Annotated in this window: 11 protein-coding genes; 9 read left to right on the top strand and 2 right to left on the bottom strand. The window is 68.3% G+C overall.

What is annotated here, in order from left to right:
* Positions 1–69: 69 nt before the first annotated feature.
* The 6 genes from uvrA (at position 70) to ABE485_RS02095 (ending at position 11760) form a co-directional block, all read left to right on the top strand.
* Positions 70–5832, top strand: coding sequence for an excinuclease ABC subunit UvrA (gene uvrA, locus ABE485_RS02120; RefSeq protein ID WP_346513115.1), 5763 nt, complete (start codon positions 70–72; stop codon positions 5830–5832).
* 14 nt (positions 5833–5846) lie between these two features.
* Complete coding sequence (locus ABE485_RS02115; RefSeq protein WP_346513114.1) at positions 5847–6983, top strand: aminodeoxychorismate synthase component I; 1137 nt, start codon at positions 5847–5849, stop codon at positions 6981–6983.
* A gap of 62 nt (positions 6984–7045) precedes the next feature.
* Entirely contained in the window at positions 7046–7678 is a 633-nt protein-coding gene (locus ABE485_RS02110; protein WP_346513113.1) for an aminotransferase class IV family protein, read from the top strand.
* A gap of 93 nt (positions 7679–7771) precedes the next feature.
* The gene (locus ABE485_RS02105) at positions 7772–8287 is read left to right on the top strand and encodes a sigma-70 family RNA polymerase sigma factor (protein WP_346513112.1); all 516 of its coding nucleotides are present in this window, start codon (positions 7772–7774) and stop codon (positions 8285–8287) included.
* The gene (locus ABE485_RS02100; protein WP_346513111.1) at positions 8284–9264 is read left to right on the top strand and encodes a FecR domain-containing protein; all 981 of its coding nucleotides are present in this window, start codon (positions 8284–8286) and stop codon (positions 9262–9264) included. Before ABE485_RS02105 ends, ABE485_RS02100 begins: the two co-directional genes overlap by 4 nt.
* Positions 9265–9369: 105 nt before the next feature.
* Positions 9370–11760 (top strand): TonB-dependent receptor, encoded by a 2391-nt coding sequence (locus ABE485_RS02095; RefSeq protein WP_346513109.1) that lies wholly within the window; start codon positions 9370–9372, stop codon positions 11758–11760.
* A 25-nt stretch (positions 11761–11785) separates the two neighbouring features.
* On the opposite strand, the gene ABE485_RS02090 is transcribed toward ABE485_RS02095, so the two are convergent.
* Positions 11786–12688, bottom strand: coding sequence for a LysR family transcriptional regulator (locus ABE485_RS02090; RefSeq protein WP_346513107.1), 903 nt, complete (start codon positions 12686–12688; stop codon positions 11786–11788).
* Positions 12689–12899: 211 nt separating this feature from the next.
* Between ABE485_RS02090 and ABE485_RS02085 the strand changes: the two genes are divergently transcribed.
* From ABE485_RS02085 to ABE485_RS02075, 3 genes are read left to right on the top strand one after another with little or no spacing between them, the layout of a single operon-like run.
* Positions 12900–14159, top strand: coding sequence for an aromatic ring-hydroxylating dioxygenase subunit alpha (locus ABE485_RS02085; protein WP_346513106.1), 1260 nt, complete (start codon positions 12900–12902; stop codon positions 14157–14159).
* A gap of 1 nt (position 14160) precedes the next feature.
* Entirely contained in the window at positions 14161–14634 is a 474-nt protein-coding gene (locus ABE485_RS02080) for an aromatic-ring-hydroxylating dioxygenase subunit beta (RefSeq protein WP_346513105.1), read from the top strand.
* A gap of 14 nt (positions 14635–14648) precedes the next feature.
* Positions 14649–14960, top strand: a complete 312-nt coding sequence (locus ABE485_RS02075) for a non-heme iron oxygenase ferredoxin subunit (RefSeq protein WP_346513104.1) — start codon at positions 14649–14651, stop codon at positions 14958–14960.
* Between the two features lie 50 nt (positions 14961–15010).
* Here the strand turns inward: ABE485_RS02075 and ABE485_RS02070 are convergent, their stop codons facing one another.
* Complete coding sequence (locus ABE485_RS02070) at positions 15011–15853, bottom strand: tRNA threonylcarbamoyladenosine dehydratase (RefSeq protein WP_346513102.1); 843 nt, start codon at positions 15851–15853, stop codon at positions 15011–15013.
* Positions 15854–16537 lie beyond the last annotated feature (684 nt).

Here is a 16537-nt window from a genome sequence, read left to right as displayed (position 1 = left end):
CGACGCGCCCGGAACCAGCAATGGATCGCCGCGCCGGCATGCCTTTCTCCTCAGGCTACGATACCGTCCATGAGCTCCCAAATCCGCATCGTTGGCGCCCGCCAGAACAATCTCAAGAACCTGGACCTGACCATCGCCACCGGCGAACTGGTCGTCGTCACCGGCGTGTCGGGGTCCGGCAAAAGTTCGCTGGCCTTCGACACCCTGTACGCCGAGGGGCAGCGGCGCTATGTGGAAACCTTCTCGCCCTACGCGCGCCAGTTCCTGGACCGCATGGACAAGCCGCAGGTGGATCGCATCGAAGGCATCCTGCCCGCCATCGCCATCGACCAGACCAACCCGGTGCGCAGCTCGCGCAGCACGGTCGGCACGATGACCGAACTGAACGACCACCTGAAACTGCTGTTCGCGCGCGGCGCGCGGCTGTATTGCCGCGGCTGCGGCAAGCTGGTGCGGCGCGATACGCCCGAGTCCGTCTACCACTCGCTGGCCGAGCGCGCAGCCAGCGCGGGCGACCCGCGCCTGGTCGTGACGTTCCCCATCGCCGTGCCCGCCAACTTCACTGAAGACGAGGTGCGCGGCTTTCTCGAGCAGCAGGGCTACACCCGCGTGCATGCCGAGGAAAACGCCGCGCCGCGCGCCGCCGCCCCGGCCAAGGGAGCCAAGAAGGCCAAGGGCGCGAAGGCCGCCACCGAAGCGCGCCGCATCCTGCACGTGATCCAGGACCGCTTCCGCTTCGCGGGCACCGAGCGCGAACGCATCATGGAAGCGCTGGACACGGCGCTGCGCATGGGCGCCGGCCATATCGCCGTGTACGTCATGGACGCCGACGGGGGCAACGCGCACATCTGGAAGTACAGCGACCGCCTGCACTGCGCCGACTGCGACATCGAATACACCGACCCGCTGCCCAGCAGCTTCTCGTTCAACTCGCCGCTGGGCGCGTGCGAGGCCTGCCGCGGGTTCGGCCGCGTGATCGGCATCGACTTCGGCCTGGTGATCCCGGACGAGAAAAAGACCCTGCTGGAAGGCGCGATCAAGCCCTGGACGACGCCGTCCTACAAGGAATGCCAGGACGAACTCCAAAAATACGCGCCGCGCGCCGGCATCCCGCTGGGCGTGCCCTGGAAGGACTTGAGCGAGGAACACAAGCGCTGGGTGCTCTACGGCACGCCCGACTGGAAGGGCGGCAATGACGCCTGGAAGCACCAGTGGTACGGCGTGCAGCGCTTCTTCGACTGGCTGGAAACCAAGGCCTACAAGATGCACGTGCGCGTGCTGCTGTCCAAGTACCGCAGCTACACGCCCTGCCCGACCTGCAACGGCGCGCGCCTGAAGCCCGACGCCCTGCTCTGGCGCCTGGGCGCCAAGGACGAAGCCGACACCGTGCTGCCGCCTGAAGACGGCCGCTACAAGCGCTTCATGCCGGTCGGCGCCAACTGGACTCGCGATCAGCTGAACGACCTGGACGGGCTTTCCATCCATGACGTGATGCTGCTGCCCATTGAACGGGTGCGGCGCTTCTTCGACACGCTGTCGTTCTCCGGCGCGCTGGACGCCGCCACCGACCTGCTCATGACCGAGGTCCGCGCGCGGCTGAAATTCCTGTGCGACGTCGGCCTGGGCTACCTGACGCTGGACCGCCAGAGCCGCACGCTGTCGGGCGGCGAAGTGCAGCGGATCAACCTGACCACCGCGCTGGGCACGTCGCTGGTGAACACGCTGTTCGTGCTGGACGAGCCGTCCATCGGCCTGCACCCGCGCGACATGCACCGGGTGGTGGAAGTCATGCACCGCCTGCGCAACGCCGGCAACACGCTGGTGGTCGTGGAGCACGACCCGCAGGTCATGGTGGCCGCCGACCGCATCATCGACATCGGACCCGGCCCCGGCGAACGGGGCGGCCGCATCGTCTTCGACGGGTCGCCCGACCAGCTGCGCGCGGCCCCTACCCTTACGGGCGATTACCTGGGCGGCCGCATGCGCGTGGAAGCGCCGCGTCCGATGCCGGTGGCGGCGAACACGCCGCGCCTGCTGCTGGAAGGCGTCAACGCGCACAACCTGAAGAATGTTTCGGTCGAGCTGCCGCTCGGCCGCCTGGTCTGCGTGACCGGCGTGTCCGGCTCGGGCAAGTCCACGCTGGTGCAGGACGTGCTTTACCCCGCGCTGCTCAAGCAGAAGGGCAAGCCCTCGGAAGCGCCGGGAGCCTTCGACCGCCTGCTGGGCGCCGAACAGATCGCCGACGTGGTCATGGTGGACCAGACCCCCATCGGCAAGACCGCGCGCTCCAATCCGGCCAGCTACGTCGGCGCCTTCGACGCCATCCGCAAGCTGTTCGCCCAGGCGCCGCTGGCGCGCGAGCGCGCCTACACCGCCGGCACCTTCAGCTTCAACGGCGGCGACGGCCGCTGCCCGACCTGCGGCGGCACCGGCTTCGAGCACGTGGAAATGCAGTTCCTGTCCGACGTGTACCTGCGCTGCCCCGATTGCGACGGCAAGCGTTTCCGCCCCGAAGTGCTGGAAGTGCGGGTCGAGCACCTGGGCAAGAGCGCGTCCATCGACGAAGTGCTGGAGATGACGGTCAGCGAGGCGCTGGAATTCTTCAAGGGCCTGCGCGACGTGCAGACGGGCCTGGCGCCGCTGGCCGACGTGGGCCTGGAATACGTGCGGCTGGGCCAGCCCGTGCCGACGCTGTCGGGCGGCGAGGCGCAGCGGCTCAAGCTTGCCGGCCACCTGGCCGAAGCCGCGCGCAGCGGCATCTCCACCGCCAAGGTCGCCAAGAAGGGCAGCCTGTTCCTGTTCGACGAGCCCACCACCGGCCTGCACTTCGACGACGTCGCGCGCCTGATGCGCGCCTTCCGCAAGCTGCTGGCGGCGGGCCACACGCTGCTGGTCATCGAGCACAACCTGGACGTTATCCGCGCCGCGGACTGGCTGATCGACCTGGGCCCCGAAGGCGGCGACGCCGGCGGCCTGGTGATCGGCACGGGCACGCCCCAGGACCTCATGGACAATCCCAAGTCGCACACCGGCGCCGCCCTGCGCGACTACGACGTCAGCATCCTGCCCGCCGACGTCGTGGTCAGCAGCGACGCCGACGCGCAGGAGGTCGAGCAGGCCGGCCTGACGGCGCGCATCGCCGAACCCGGCGCCGCCTACGGCGCGGGCGAAGGCACGCCGCTGCAGTCCCTGGTGCGCGAACGCCGCCACGGCAACATGGCGATCGAGATCCGCAATGCGCGCGAGCACAACCTGAAGAACATCAGCGTCGAAATCCCGCACGACAAATTCACCGTCATCACGGGCGTGTCGGGGTCGGGCAAGTCCACGCTGGCCTTCGACATCCTGTTCAACGAAGGCCAGCGCCGCTACCTGGAATCGCTGAACGCGTATGCCCGCGCCATCGTGCAGCCGGCCGGCAAGCCCGACGTGGACGCCATCTTCGGCATCCCGCCCACCGTGGCGATCGAGCAGCGCACCAGCCGCGGCGGCCGCAAGTCGACCGTGGCCACGATGACGGAAATCCATCACTTCCTGCGCCTGCTCTACGTGAAGCTGGGCACGCAATACTGCCCCGACTGCAACGTCGCGGTCGAACCCCAGAACACGGACCAGATCGTGGCCCGCCTGCTGCGCGAACACAAAGGCGAACACATCGGCCTGCTGGCGCCGCTGGTCACCGCGCGCAAGGGCTACTACACGGACCTGGCCAAGTGGGCAGGCTCCAAGGGCCACTCGCACCTGCGCGTGGACGGCGAATTCATCCCCGTGGCCCCCTGGCCGCGCCTGGATCGCTACAAGGAACACACCATCGAACTGCCGGTGGCGGACGTGGTGGTGGATCCGGCCAACGAAGCCGACCTGCGCGCGGCCGTCAAGAGCGCGCTGGAAAACGGCCAGGGCGTGATGTCGGTGGTCTGGCCCGTCAACAAGCTGCACGAGGCGCTGAACAGCGAACTGCAGCAGCAGCATTTCTCGGTCAAGCGCGCCTGCCCGTCCTGCGGCACCAGTTTCCCCGAGCCCGACCCGCGCCTGTTCTCGTACAACTCCAAGCACGGCTGGTGCACGGGGTGCTTTGGCACGGGCCTGCAGCTGCAGGGCTTCGACGAAGAGCAGACCGGCGAGGAAACCGCCTGGAACGCCTGGTACGAAGGCGAGGCCAAGGCCTGCACGCAATGCGACGGCCAGCGCCTGAACCGCGTCGCCCGCGCCGTGCGCTGGCGCGACAAGTCCATCGCCGAACTGGCCTCGTTGCCGGTATCGGATGCGCACACCTTCTTCACCGGACTGGTGGCGCGCGGCCGCGAAGGCGAGATCGCCCGCGACATCCTGGCGGAAATCCGCGGCCGGCTTAATTTCATGCAAGAAGTGGGCCTGAACTACCTGGCGCTGGACCGCGCCGCGCCGACCCTGTCCGGCGGCGAAGCCCAGCGCATCCGCCTGGCCGCGCAGCTGGGCTCCAACCTGCAGGGCGTCTGCTACGTGTTGGACGAACCCACCATCGGCCTGCACCCGCGCGACAACCGCATCCTGCTGGACGCGCTGGCGCGCCTGGAAGGCAACGGCAATACCCTGGTGGTGGTCGAGCACGACGACGACACGATCCGCCGCGCCTCGCACGTCATCGACATCGGGCCGGGCGCGGGCATCCGCGGCGGCCGCGTCGTGGCGCAGGGCACCGTGCAGGACGTGATCGAGTCGCCCGAGTCCGTGACCGGCCGCTACCTCAAGACGCCGCTCGCGCATCCGCTGCAAGGCCGCCGTCCGGTCGAGGCCGACACGCCCATGATCGAGATCCGCGGCGCGCGCCTGCACAACCTGCGCAGCGTGGACGCGCGCATTCCGGTGGGCAGGCTGAGCGTCGTGACCGGCGTGTCCGGATCCGGCAAATCCACCCTGGCGCGTGAAGTGCTGCTGGACAACCTGACCCAGGCCGTCTCGCAGGGCAAGGCGCCGGGCTGGGCCGGCTGCGACAGCATCAAGGGTTGGGAAGCCATCGACCGCGTGCTGGAAGTGGACCAGACGCCCATCGGCAAGACGCCGCGCTCGTGCCCGGCCACGTACGTGGGCTTCTGGGACGACGTGCGCAAGCAGTTCGCCGATACCCGCGAGGCCCGCATGCGCGGCTGGACGGCGGCGCGCTTTTCGTTCAATACCGGCGACGGCCGCTGCCCGATCTGCGAAGGCCAGGGCATGCGCACCATCGAGATGAACTTCCTGCCCGACGTGAAGGTGCCGTGCGACGCCTGCAACGGCGCGCGCTTCAATAGCGACACGCTCAGCGTGCAGATGCGCGGCAAGAACGCTGGCGAGCTGCTGTCCATGGAAGTGGACGACGCCATCGGCTACTTCGCCGCCCATCCGAAGATCCATCGCCCCCTGCAATTGATGCAGGACGTGGGCCTAGGCTATCTGACGCTGGGGCAGCCGTCGCCCACCCTGTCGGGCGGCGAGGCGCAGCGCATCAAGCTGGTGACCGAGCTGTCCAAGGCCCGCCTGACCGACGGCCTGATCAAGACCGGCCGCGCGTCGCGCATCCCGCACACGCTGTACGTGCTGGACGAGCCGACGGTGGGCCTGTCGATGGCCGACGTCGAAAAACTGATCCACGTGCTGCACCGCCTGGTAGAGGCGGGCAACACGGTCGTGGTGATCGAGCACAACCTGGACGTCATCGCCGAAGCCGACTGGCTGCTGGACCTGGGCCCCGAAGGGGGCACGGGCGGCGGGCAGCTGGTGGGCGAAGGCTCGCCGGAGCACGTGATGACGCTGGCCGACCATTCCCACACCGGCCGGGTCCTGACGGAGTTCCTGGCGCAACAGCAGCGGTAGCAGCAGCAATCAGCATGGAATGTCGTTTTGAAGACCGGCTGGCCGGTCGCGCGCTGCGGTTCGACGGGTTCTGCTCCCGGATCGAGGCGCGCGCCGCCGCCGAGGTCGCCCCCGCGCTGGCCGCCATCGAGGACGCGCGGCGGCAGGGCCGCTGGATCGCCCTGCTGCTGGACTACGAGCTGGGCGAATGGCTGCTCCCGGAAGCCGGCCTGGCTCCGCCCGCCGGCCCCTGGACGCCCCCGTCCGAAGACGGCCGGGCCCGCCTGACCGCGCTCGTCTTCGAGCGCAAGGTGGACGAGGCGCCCTGGGCGGGGCCGGACGCCGCTGCGCCGGCCGCCGCCATCAGCCTGCCCGCGCCGCGCATGACCGAGGCCGCGTACGTGCGCCAGATAGACGCCATCCGCGGACTGATCCGCGACGGCGAGCTGTACCAGGTCAATTTCACGCAGCCGCTGGATCTGCAATTCCAGGGCGACGCGGCCACGCTGTACCGGCGCATCGCCGCGCGCAATCCGGTGGCCCACGGCGCCTTTATCCAGGACGGCGAGCGCACCGTGCTGTCGTTTTCGCCCGAACTCTTTGTCCGGCGCGACGGCCCCAGGCTGACGACCCGGCCCATGAAGGGCACCGCGCCGCGCCACCCCGATCCGGCCGAGGACGAGCGCCTGGGCCAGGAACTGCTGGCCAGCGCCAAGAACCGCTCTGAAAACCTGATGATCGTCGACCTGCTGCGCAACGACCTGGGCCGCCTGGCGCAGCCGGGCTCGGTCAAGGTCGACGCCCTCTTCACGCTGGAGCGCTATCCCACGGTCTGGACCATGACGTCCACCGTGTCGGCCATGGCGCCGGACGCGTCGCTGGGGGACGTGCTGCATGCCCTCTTTCCTTGCGGGTCGATCACCGGCGCGCCGAAGGTCGCCGCGATGCGGCGCATCCGCCAGATGGAATCCGCCCCGCGCGGCCTGTACTGCGGCAGCGTCGGCTGGCTTGCGCCGGACGGCGACTTTTCGCTGAACGTGGCGATCCGCACGCTGGTGCTGGACGCGGCCGGCCACGGCGTCTACAGCGTCGGCGGGGGCATCGTGTACGACTCGGAACCCGCCGGGGAATGGCAGGAGTGCCACTGGAAGGCCCGCATCCTGCGCGCCTGAGCGCGCAAATCCCGCCGGCGGTAGTAGCATAGAGCGCGCCCGCCTTGCACCAGGAGAGTCCCATGCAGCCCGAATTGATCGAGACCATCCTGGTCGACGCCTCCGGCACCGTGCCGTTGCTGGCGCGCCATCTGCGCCGCCTGGAAGCCTCCTGCAAGGCGCTGGGCTATGTATGGGGCGGACGCGCCGTCGAAGGCGACATCCTGGTCGCCGTAATGGCGCTGGGCACCGCCGGTCCGCACCGCCTGCGCCTGCTGGTCGCGCGCGACGGCAGCCGCCACATCCAGACCGCCGTCCTTCCGCCGTTGCCCGCGCACCAGGAAATCATGCTGGCGCCCGAGGCGCTGCGCTCATCTGAGCCGCTGCTGCGCTACAAGACCACGCACCGGCCCTGGTACACCAAGACGATCGAATGGCTGCCGGCGCACCCGCACATCTTCGACCTGGTCTATCTGAATGAACGCGGCGAACTCTGCGAAGGCAGCCGCAGCAACGTGTATCTGCGCCTGGACGACGACTGGTACACCCCGCCGGTGGACAGCGGCTGCCTGCCCGGCGTGCAGCGGGCCGAGCTGCTGGACGCGGGCAAGGTTAAAGAGCGCGTGCTGACCCTGGCCGACCTGCACGCCGCCGACGAGATCCGCCTGTCCAACGCGCTGCGCGGCTGGTTCACGGTGTCGTTCCGCGAAGCATAGGCCGCGCCCGCGGATTCGCGCCGATTGCAAAAGCCGGCGCGCTGAAGAATAATTGATACTCATTCTTATTAGTATCAATCCAGCGGCTTCATCGTGTCTTCCACCCGCCCCGCGGCGCCCGTCTGCATCGAATCCCTGTACTGCGACCACCACGGCTGGCTGCAGGAGTGGCTGCGGCGCCGGCTCGGGAACGCGTTCGACGCCGCCGACATCGCGCACGACACGTTCGTGCGCCTGTTCCGCAACCAGGAGCCGATCCGCGAGCCGCGCGCCTTCCTGACCACGATCGCCCACGGGCTGGTCGTGAACCATTGGCGGCGGCAAGACCTGGAACGCGCCTACCGCGACACGCTGGCCACCGTCGCCGACACGCTCCATCCGTCTCCGGAAGAACGCGCCCTGCTGATGGACGCCCTGTGCGAACTGGACGCGCTGCTGAACCAGCTGAACCCCAAGGCCCGCGCGGCCTTCCTGCTGGCGCACCTGGAAGGCCTGGGCTACGTCGAGATCGCCGAACGGCTTGCCGTGTCCGAGCGCATGGTCAAGAAATACATGGCGCAGGCGATGCTGCACTGCCTGACCTCGAACCTGGCGCCGAACGCGGCATGACGCCCGCCGACAGCGCGCCCAGCTTCAGGGTGCTGCAGGAAGCGGCCGAGTGGTTCGCCGTCCTGCGCGCCCCGGCGGTTCCCGCCGGCGAGCGCCAGCGCTGGCGCCAGTGGCACGATGCCGACCCCGCGCACCAGCTGGCCTGGCGCCGGGTGGAGGCCATCAGCGGCAAGTTCGAGGACTTGCCGGGCGGCGACAAGCCCACCGCGCATCGCCTGCTGGACGCGGTCGCGGCCAAGCGGGCGCAGCGCCGCCGCGCCGTGAAAATGCTGGCGCTGCTGTGCGGCACCGGCCTGGGCACCTGGGCCGCCACGCAATCCGCGCCGTGGCGCGCCTGGACCGCCGCCCACCATACGGGCGTGGGCGAACGCCGCGAGATCCGCCTGGCCGACGGCGCCACCCTCTGGCTCAACACCGACAGCGCGATCGACATCGACTATGGTCCGCAGTTGCGGCGGGTAAAGCTCCTTGCCGGCGAAATCCTCGTCAGCACCGCGCCAGACACGCAGTCCCCCGCGCGTCCCTTCGTGGTCGACACGGCCGAGGCGCGGCTGCGCGCGCTTGGCACCCGCTACGCGGTCCACCAGGAGGACGGAGCCAGCACGGTCGCCGTGTTCGACGGCGCCGTCGAGGTGAGGCCGCTGGCGTCCGGCGCCGAGCCTCTCATCGTGCGGGCCGGCCAGCAATCCCGGGTCACCCGGAACGCCGCCACGGCCCCCGCGCCCGCCGACCTGGCGCGCGAGTCGTGGTCGCGCGGGCTGCTCATCGCCGAGAACATGCGCCTGGGCGATTTCATTGCGGAAGTGTCCCGCTACCGGCGAGGCTATCTGGCCTGTGCGCCGGAGGTGGCGGATCTGCGCATCGTCGGCGCCTACGCGCTGGCGGACACGGACCGCGTGCTGGCGGCGCTGGCGGACACGCTGCCCGTGCGCATCCAGGCGACCATGCCCTGGTGGGTGACGGTGGTTCCGCGCTAGCGCGGCGTCCACAGAAATCTTTTTGCGACGCAGGTTCCCTTTTCGGCGGCCATGTTTGGCATACGGGGTGAAGACCCTCTTCTCTCCATAAGGACCAGGCTCGCCATGCATTCGCCCACCCTCACCCGCCGCACTGTCCTGTCGCTGGCGATCACCGCTGCCCTGCTGGGCGTCGCGGCATCCGGCGGCGCCCCCGCGCACGCGCAGGCCACGCCGGCCGCGTCCGCCGACCTCGACTATGACATCGCGCCCGGCGCGCTCAGCCGGGCCATTACGCAGTTCGCGGCGCAGGCGGGCATCCAGGTGTCGGTCGACGCGGCGCTGACCGCCGGCCGCCAGAGCCCCGGCCTGCGCGGCAGGCATGCCGTGCCTGCCGCGTTCAATGCGCTGCTGGCGGGCACCGGCCTCGAGGCGGTCCATCGCGGCGGCGGCGAATACACCCTGCGCCCGGTGCCGGCCACGCCCGGCGTCGTGACCTTGCCCGGCGTCACCGTCACCGGCTCGGCAAGCGCCGCGCTGCAGCAGGATGGCCTGGCCAGCGACGGCTACCGCGCCTCGATCGTGTCGTCCGTGGGCGCGCTGGGCGGCATGGACTGGCAGCACACGCCCTTCGCCGTCAACGTCGTGCCGCGCGAACTGCTGCAGAACGTGCAGGCCCAGTCGCCCGACGACGTGTACAAGATCAGCCCGTCCGCGCTGACGCAGACGCCGCAGATCAGCGGCTGGGCCCCCATGGTGAAAATCCGCGGCTTCAACAGCTACGACCGGGCCGAGGAAGGCCTGCGCCGCTCCTTCGGCTTCGCGGCGTCGCTGGAAGACAAGGAGCGCGTCGAGATCCTCAACGGGCTGTCGGGCTTTCTCTTCGGCGCCGCCTCGCCGGGCGGAATGGTGAACTACGTGAACAAGCGTCCCACCCAGGACCGCCTGAACAGCGTCACGCTGGGCAACTACGGCGGCGGCCAATACTACGTGCACGGCGACTTCGGCGGCCCGTTCGACAGCAACGGCAAGGTCGGCTACCGCGTCAACCTGGTGCGCCAGGACGGCGACACCGCGGTCGACGACCAGAAGATCGACCGCAGCCTGGCCAGCGCGGCGCTGGACTTCAACATCACCGACCGCTTCAAGCTGGAACTGGGCGCGTCCTACAGCGACTACAAGATGCAGGCGCCGAACTCCTACTGGTTCTTCCGGGACGGCGTGCCGCGCCCCACCCTGGATTCGACGAAGAACTGGAGCCAGCCGTGGGTCCGCGACGAAACCGAGAGCCGCAAATGGATGGCCCGGGCGATCTACGAGGCCAGCGACAACCTGACGCTGCGCGTGGCCCACATCCGCGAGTACCAGGACCGCCCGGTCCAGTACCACACCATGAATTCGGTGCGCTCCGCCGGCGAGTACTTCCAGCTCCGGCAGAAGGTGGGCCCGACGCGGACCGAATCGGAAGCCTGGCAGGCGCTGGCCGACATCTCGTTCGCCACCGGGCCGATCGACCACAAGATCACCATGGGCTACTACGGCTACACGGACCGGCAATGGCAGAACACCTGGTTCCCCAGCACCGGCTACCAGGGCCCCTACAGCCTGGACTCGCCCACGCACGTACCGGAGCCGAACTGGCCGTCCACGCCGTCCAAGTCGATGTATTTCTCCAGCCGCGTCCGCAACGACAACTTCATGATCGGCGACCTGGTCCGCTTCAATGAGCAATGGTCCGCCTTGGTCGGCATCAACCGCAGCAACATCCAGACGACCGACCGCAACGCGGACGGCAGCCTCAGCCAGCCCGATTACGACCGGGGCCGGAACTCTCCCAGCGCGTCCCTGATCTTCACGCCCGTGCCCTGGATGACGGCCTACGCCACGTACATCGAAGGGCTGGAACAAGGCGGCGTGGCGCCGGAAGACGCGGCCAATGCGCTGCAGGTGATGGCGCCGATGCGCAGCAAGCAGAAGGAACTGGGCATCAAGGCCGAGGTGGGCGGCGTGCTCTTGAGCGGCGCGCTGTTCGACATCGAGAAATCCTACGAATACACCAACGACGCGAATGTCTACGCCCAGGACGGCGTCCAGCGCCACCGCGGCGCAGAAGTGTCGGCCGTGGGCAAGGTGACGCCGGCGTGGACCGTGGTGGGCGGCGCCACCCTGTTGCACGCCCGAGTCGAAGGCGGCAGCAACGACGGCAAGGATCCCATGAACGTGCCGAAGTTCATGGCCAAGCTCTACACGGAGTATGCGCTGCCGTTCGCCCCCGGACTCAGCGTCACCGGCGGCGTCTACCACGTCGGCAAGCAATGGGCGTCCGCCACCAACGTCGGCCGCCTGCCGTCCTACACCACGTTCGACGCAGGCCTGCGCTACGCCACCAAGGTGTCGGGGCGGCCGCTGACCCTGCGCCTGAACGTCAACAACGTCACGGGACGCGACTACTGGCTGAACAGCTATTACCTGGGCAGCCCGCGCAGCGTGGCGCTGTCGGCGCAGGTCCAGTTCTGAGCCTTGACTGCCCGGGGGCCGCGCATCAGTCCGCAAACACGTCCACCACCACCTGCCGCAGCCACTGGTTGGCGGCCTCGCGGTGGTTGCGCGCGTGCCAGAACACATTGATGACGGACTCCGGGATCTTCACCGGACAGGGCGCCGCCGCCAGGCCGAAAGGCCCGCAGGCGCAGTCGGCAAAGCGCTGCGGGACGACCGCGATCATGTCGGTGGCCTGCAGGACCGGCCCCACCGCCATGAAGTGCGGCACCGTCAGCCGCAGCCGGCGGCGGATGCCGGCGCGCTCGATCACTTCATCCACCACCCCGTGGCCGGTGCCTTCCGACACGATGGCCACGTGCTCCGCCGCGCGAAACTGCCTGGCCGACACGCCTGAACTCGCCAGCGGATGGCCCTGGCGGAAGATGCAGACATAAGGCTGGCGGAACAGCCTGCGCTGAAAGAAGCCGCCCTTCAGCCCGGGCAGGAAGCCCATGGCCAGGTCCATGCGGCCGCGCTCCATTTCATCGCGGAAGTCGATCGAGGTCGTGCGCACGGTGCGGATGGTCACGCCGGGCGCCACCTGGTCCAGCGCCCGCATCAGGCGCGGCAGGAAGTAGGTCTCGCCCACGTCGTTCACGCCGATCACGAAGGCGCGTTCGCTGTGCGCCGGGTCGAACGCCACGCGTGCGTTCAAGGTGGCGTGCAGCGCACCCAGCGCGTCCGCGATGGGCTGGGCCAGGCTCTCGGCGTAGGGCGTGGGCACCATCCCGCGCGAGGTCCGCAGGAACAGTTCATCGCCCAGCAGCTTGCGCAGCCGGCCAAGCGCATTGCTGACGCCCGGTTGCGAGATGCCCAGGCTGGCGGCCACGGCCGACACCCGGCCATGCTTGTGCAGTTCATTGAAGACGACCAGCAGATTCAGGTCCACGTCTTTCAGGTTCATGCGGCTGTCTCCACCAATATTGATTCTGGTGATTTATGTAATTAGCCAGATTCTATTTATTAATTTCACGGCGTGCCCGATGATTCGGCAAACGCCTGCGCCCATGTCGCGCAAGGCTCTGCCCGGCCGCCGCGCGGCCAGATGGAAACCGGAGACAAACCATGCGCGCCTGCACGCATTGCATCGTCACGCCCTGTAAGGGGGGCAACCCATGAATGCCCCCGAACATCCCATCCATATCGTCCCGCCCTGGCAGGGCGACGGCTCGCACCGCATCCCCTTCGGCGTCTACACCGATGCCGCGCTGCACCAGCGCGAACTGGAGCGCTTTTTCTACCGGGGGCACTGGAGCTATGTGGGCCTGGAGGCCGAGATCCCCAATCCGGGCGATTTCAAGCGCACCACGGTCGGCGAACGTTCGGTCATCCTGCTGCGCGACAACGAGGGCCAGGTCCGCGTGGTGGAAAACGTGTGCGCCCATCGGGGCGTGCAGTTCTGCCGCGAACGCGCCGGCAACCGCAGCGAGTTCGTCTGCCCGTATCACCAGTGGAACTATGACCTGCAGGGCAACCTGATCGGCGTGCCGTTCCGCCGCGGCGTCAAGCAGGACGGCAAGGTCAACGGCGGCATGCCGCCCGACTTCAAGCCCGAAGAGCACGGCCTGACCAAGCTGGCGGTGGCTTGTCGCAACGGCGTGGTGTTCGCCTCGTTCGACCACGCCGTAGAGCCGCTGGAAGACTACCTGGGTCCGGACATCCTGCATTATTTCGACCGCGTCTTCGACGGCCGCGAACTGGTCATCCACGGCTACAGTCGCCAGCGCATCCCGGGCAACTGGAAGCTGATGCAGGAGAACATCAAGGACCCCTATCACCCGGGCCTCCTGCACACCTGGTTCGTGACCTTCGGGCTGTGGCGCGCGGACAACCGGTCGGAACTGAAGATGGACAGCCATTTCCGCCACGCCGCCATGATCTCCACCCGCGGCCAGGGCGGCAAGAGCACCGTCACCAGCGGCGTGTCCAGCTTCAAGGAGCAGATGTCGCTGAACGACGACCGCTTCCTGGACATCGTGCAGGAGCCCTGGTGGAACGGGCCCACCGCGGTGCTGATGACGCTGTTCCCCAGCGTCATCATCCAGCAGCAGGTCAATTCGCTGTCCACCCGCCACATCCAGCCGGTCGGCCACGACGCCTTCGATTTCGTCTGGACCCACTTCGGCTTCGCGGACGACACCCCGGAAATGACGCAGCGCCGCCTGCGCCAGGCCAACCTGTTCGGGCCGGCGGGCTTCGTGTCGGCCGACGACGGCGAGGTCATCGAGTTCTCGCAATCGGGCTTCGCGCAGAAGCCGTGGCACCGCAGCGTGGCGGAACTGGGCGGCAAGACCGCCGAGAACACCGACCACATGGTCACCGAAACGCTGATACGCGGCATGTACGCGTACTGGCGCCGGGTCATGGAGGCGTGACATGCTGGACTTTCCGCTTTATTACCAGCTGACCCGCCTGTACGCCGACTACGCCGCCGCGCTGGACGCCGGCGAATGGGAAAAATGGCCGGATTTCTTCGTGGAGGACTGCATCTACAAGGTGCTGCCGCGCGAAAACTACGAACGCGGCTTTCCCCTGGCGACGATGGCGTTCGAGAGCCGCGGCATGCTCAAGGACCGCATCTACGGCGCCACCGAGACGATCTTCCACGATCCCTACTACCAGCGCCACGTGGTGGGCGCGCCGCGCGTGCTGCTGGTGCAGGACGGACGCATCGAGTCCGAAGCCAGCTACGCCGTGTTCCGCACCAAGCCCAGCCAGCTGACCACGGTGTTCAACGTGGGACGCTACCGGGACGTGATCCGCCAGACGCCGGACGGCCTGAAGTTCGAGTCGCGGCTGTGCATCTTCGACAGCGAGCTGATTCCGAATTCGCTGATCTACCCCATCTGACAGGAGACGACGCAATGAGTGTGCAATGGATCAAGGCCATCGGACGCGACGAGGTGCCGGAAGAGGACGTGATCGCCGTGCAGGCGGGCGGGCGCGAGATCGCGCTGTACGGCGTTGAGGGCGAGGTCTACGCGACGGACATCCTCTGTACGCACGGCAACGCCAGGCTGTGCGACGGTTTCCTGACGGGCCATGAAATCGAATGCCCGCTGCACCAGGGCCGCTTCGACGTGCGCGACGGTCGCGCGCTCTGTTCTCCGCTGCGCGAGAACATCGCGACCTATCCCGTCCGGATCGAGGACGGGATGGTGTTCGTGGCGCTTTGAGCCGTTGAGCGGCAAGCGTCTGGCCTGTGAGCCGCCGCCCCCCGGCGGCCTCAGACCGCCAGACGCAGCGCTTCGTTGGCCGCCGCCATGCCCATGGCGGCGGTCACGGTGACGACAGACCCATAGCCGGCGCAGGACAGTCCCTGCGGCGCCAGGTTGAGCCCCGACGCGCCCATGTCGTCCTCGCCTTCACCGGGCCGGGTCCAGGCGTCCGGCAGAATCGCCGGCTGATCGAACCACAAGGCATGGATGCCCATCTTGGGCACGCGCTTGAGCGCCTTGCCGTTCTTGTCGGATGCCCGCGGAAACCCGTGTTCGCGCCGCAGCTTGTTGCGCAGCTTCGAAAGCAGCGCATCGTTGACGGCCCCGGACAGGTCGCCCGCGCGCAAGGCCAGCGGATCCGTCTTGCCGCCAGCGCCGCCGCACAGCAGCATGGGAATGCTCAACGTGCGCGCGTGCAGGATCATGGCGATCTTGGCTGCGGCCTGGTCGGTGCAATCGATGATCACGGTGTACGGACCAGGCAGCACCTCGCCCACGTTCTCGGGCGACACGAATTCATCGATCCGCGTGATCCTGCATTCCGGATTGATGGCCAGCACCCGCTCGGCCATCGCATCCACCTTCGATTGCCCCAGCGTGGACGTCAGCGCGTGGATCTGCCGGTTGACGTTGGATTCGGCGATGTGGTCCAGGTCGATGAGCGTCAAGGCCCCGACGCCGCAGCGCGCCAGCGCTTCGACGGTCCAGGAGCCGACGCCGCCCAGTCCGGCGACGGCCACGTGGGCGTTGCGGATGCGGGCGGGGGCTTCGGGGCCGTACAGGCGCGAGAGGGCGCCGAAGCGGCGGTCCAGGTCGGCGGTGGGCTCTGGGAGATGGTCGGGGGAGTTCATGGACGGGATTTTATTGCAGGCCGAGGGGTTGGTTCTTAAGACGCCTGGCACGGCGGCGGCGCGGGGGCGCGGGGCTACGATTGCGGTCCGGAGCGTTCGCTCCGGACTGCCCCTTCCTCATCCTCGTTGCCGCCTGCGGCGGCTGCCTTCGGATTCCGTCGGGCGCATCTGACGCCCCGCGCCCCCGCGCCGCCGCCGTGCCAGGCTGTGCTGATTGAATCTTGGCGGTCGCCGGGAAGAGCGGTGTGCTTGGCGTTTTTCTCCCCTGCGAAGGAAAAGAGAGAAATCTTGCAGGGACGCCAAAACCGGCCGCGCGGGCGGCCTTCTTTGGCATATGGGCGTCATTGGGCGTGGCGATGACGCTGCGCGCCCTGGAAGCATCAAGCTGCGAGATGCTCGCGGAACGTGGCGCGGACCATCGAAATCCTCGGGCGTCGAATCCTCGGGTGTCGAATCCTCGGGTGTCGAATCCTCGGGTGTCGAATCCTCGGGTGTCGAATCCTCGGGTGTCGAATCCTCGGGTGTCTGACACCCAAGCGAGACCATCTTCAGTTTGCAGTCCACTCCCAAGGGTGTCAGACACTTTACGCTCAGCGCGCAACGCGGCAAAAGAACCCGGCTGCCCGCCCCCACACGCAAAGCGTCATCGCCCCGACGCAAGACGCCGCGTAAGCCGGTGGTCGG

It is taken from the genome of Achromobacter spanius (assembly GCF_039673305.1).
Classification (GTDB): Bacteria; Pseudomonadota; Gammaproteobacteria; order Burkholderiales; family Burkholderiaceae_B; genus Achromobacter; species Achromobacter spanius_F.
This window is presented reverse-complemented; position numbering and strand designations above follow the sequence as displayed.

Coding starts and splice junctions, on each gene's coding strand:
- ABE485_RS02070 (WP_346513102.1), bottom strand. CDS start 15,853: ATGAACTCCCCCGACCATCTCCCAGAGCCCACCGCCGACCTGGACCGC.
- ABE485_RS02080 (WP_346513105.1), top strand. CDS start 14,161: ATGCTGGACTTTCCGCTTTATTACCAGCTGACCCGCCTGTACGCCGAC.
- ABE485_RS02075 (WP_346513104.1), top strand. CDS start 14,649: ATGAGTGTGCAATGGATCAAGGCCATCGGACGCGACGAGGTGCCGGAA.
- ABE485_RS02110 (WP_346513113.1), top strand. CDS start 7,046: ATGCAGCCCGAATTGATCGAGACCATCCTGGTCGACGCCTCCGGCACC.
- ABE485_RS02100 (WP_346513111.1), top strand. CDS start 8,284: ATGACGCCCGCCGACAGCGCGCCCAGCTTCAGGGTGCTGCAGGAAGCG.
- uvrA (WP_346513115.1), top strand. CDS start 70: ATGAGCTCCCAAATCCGCATCGTTGGCGCCCGCCAGAACAATCTCAAG.
- ABE485_RS02090 (WP_346513107.1), bottom strand. CDS start 12,688: ATGAACCTGAAAGACGTGGACCTGAATCTGCTGGTCGTCTTCAATGAA.
- ABE485_RS02095 (WP_346513109.1), top strand. CDS start 9,370: ATGCATTCGCCCACCCTCACCCGCCGCACTGTCCTGTCGCTGGCGATC.
- ABE485_RS02115 (WP_346513114.1), top strand. CDS start 5,847: ATGGAATGTCGTTTTGAAGACCGGCTGGCCGGTCGCGCGCTGCGGTTC.
- ABE485_RS02085 (WP_346513106.1), top strand. CDS start 12,900: ATGAATGCCCCCGAACATCCCATCCATATCGTCCCGCCCTGGCAGGGC.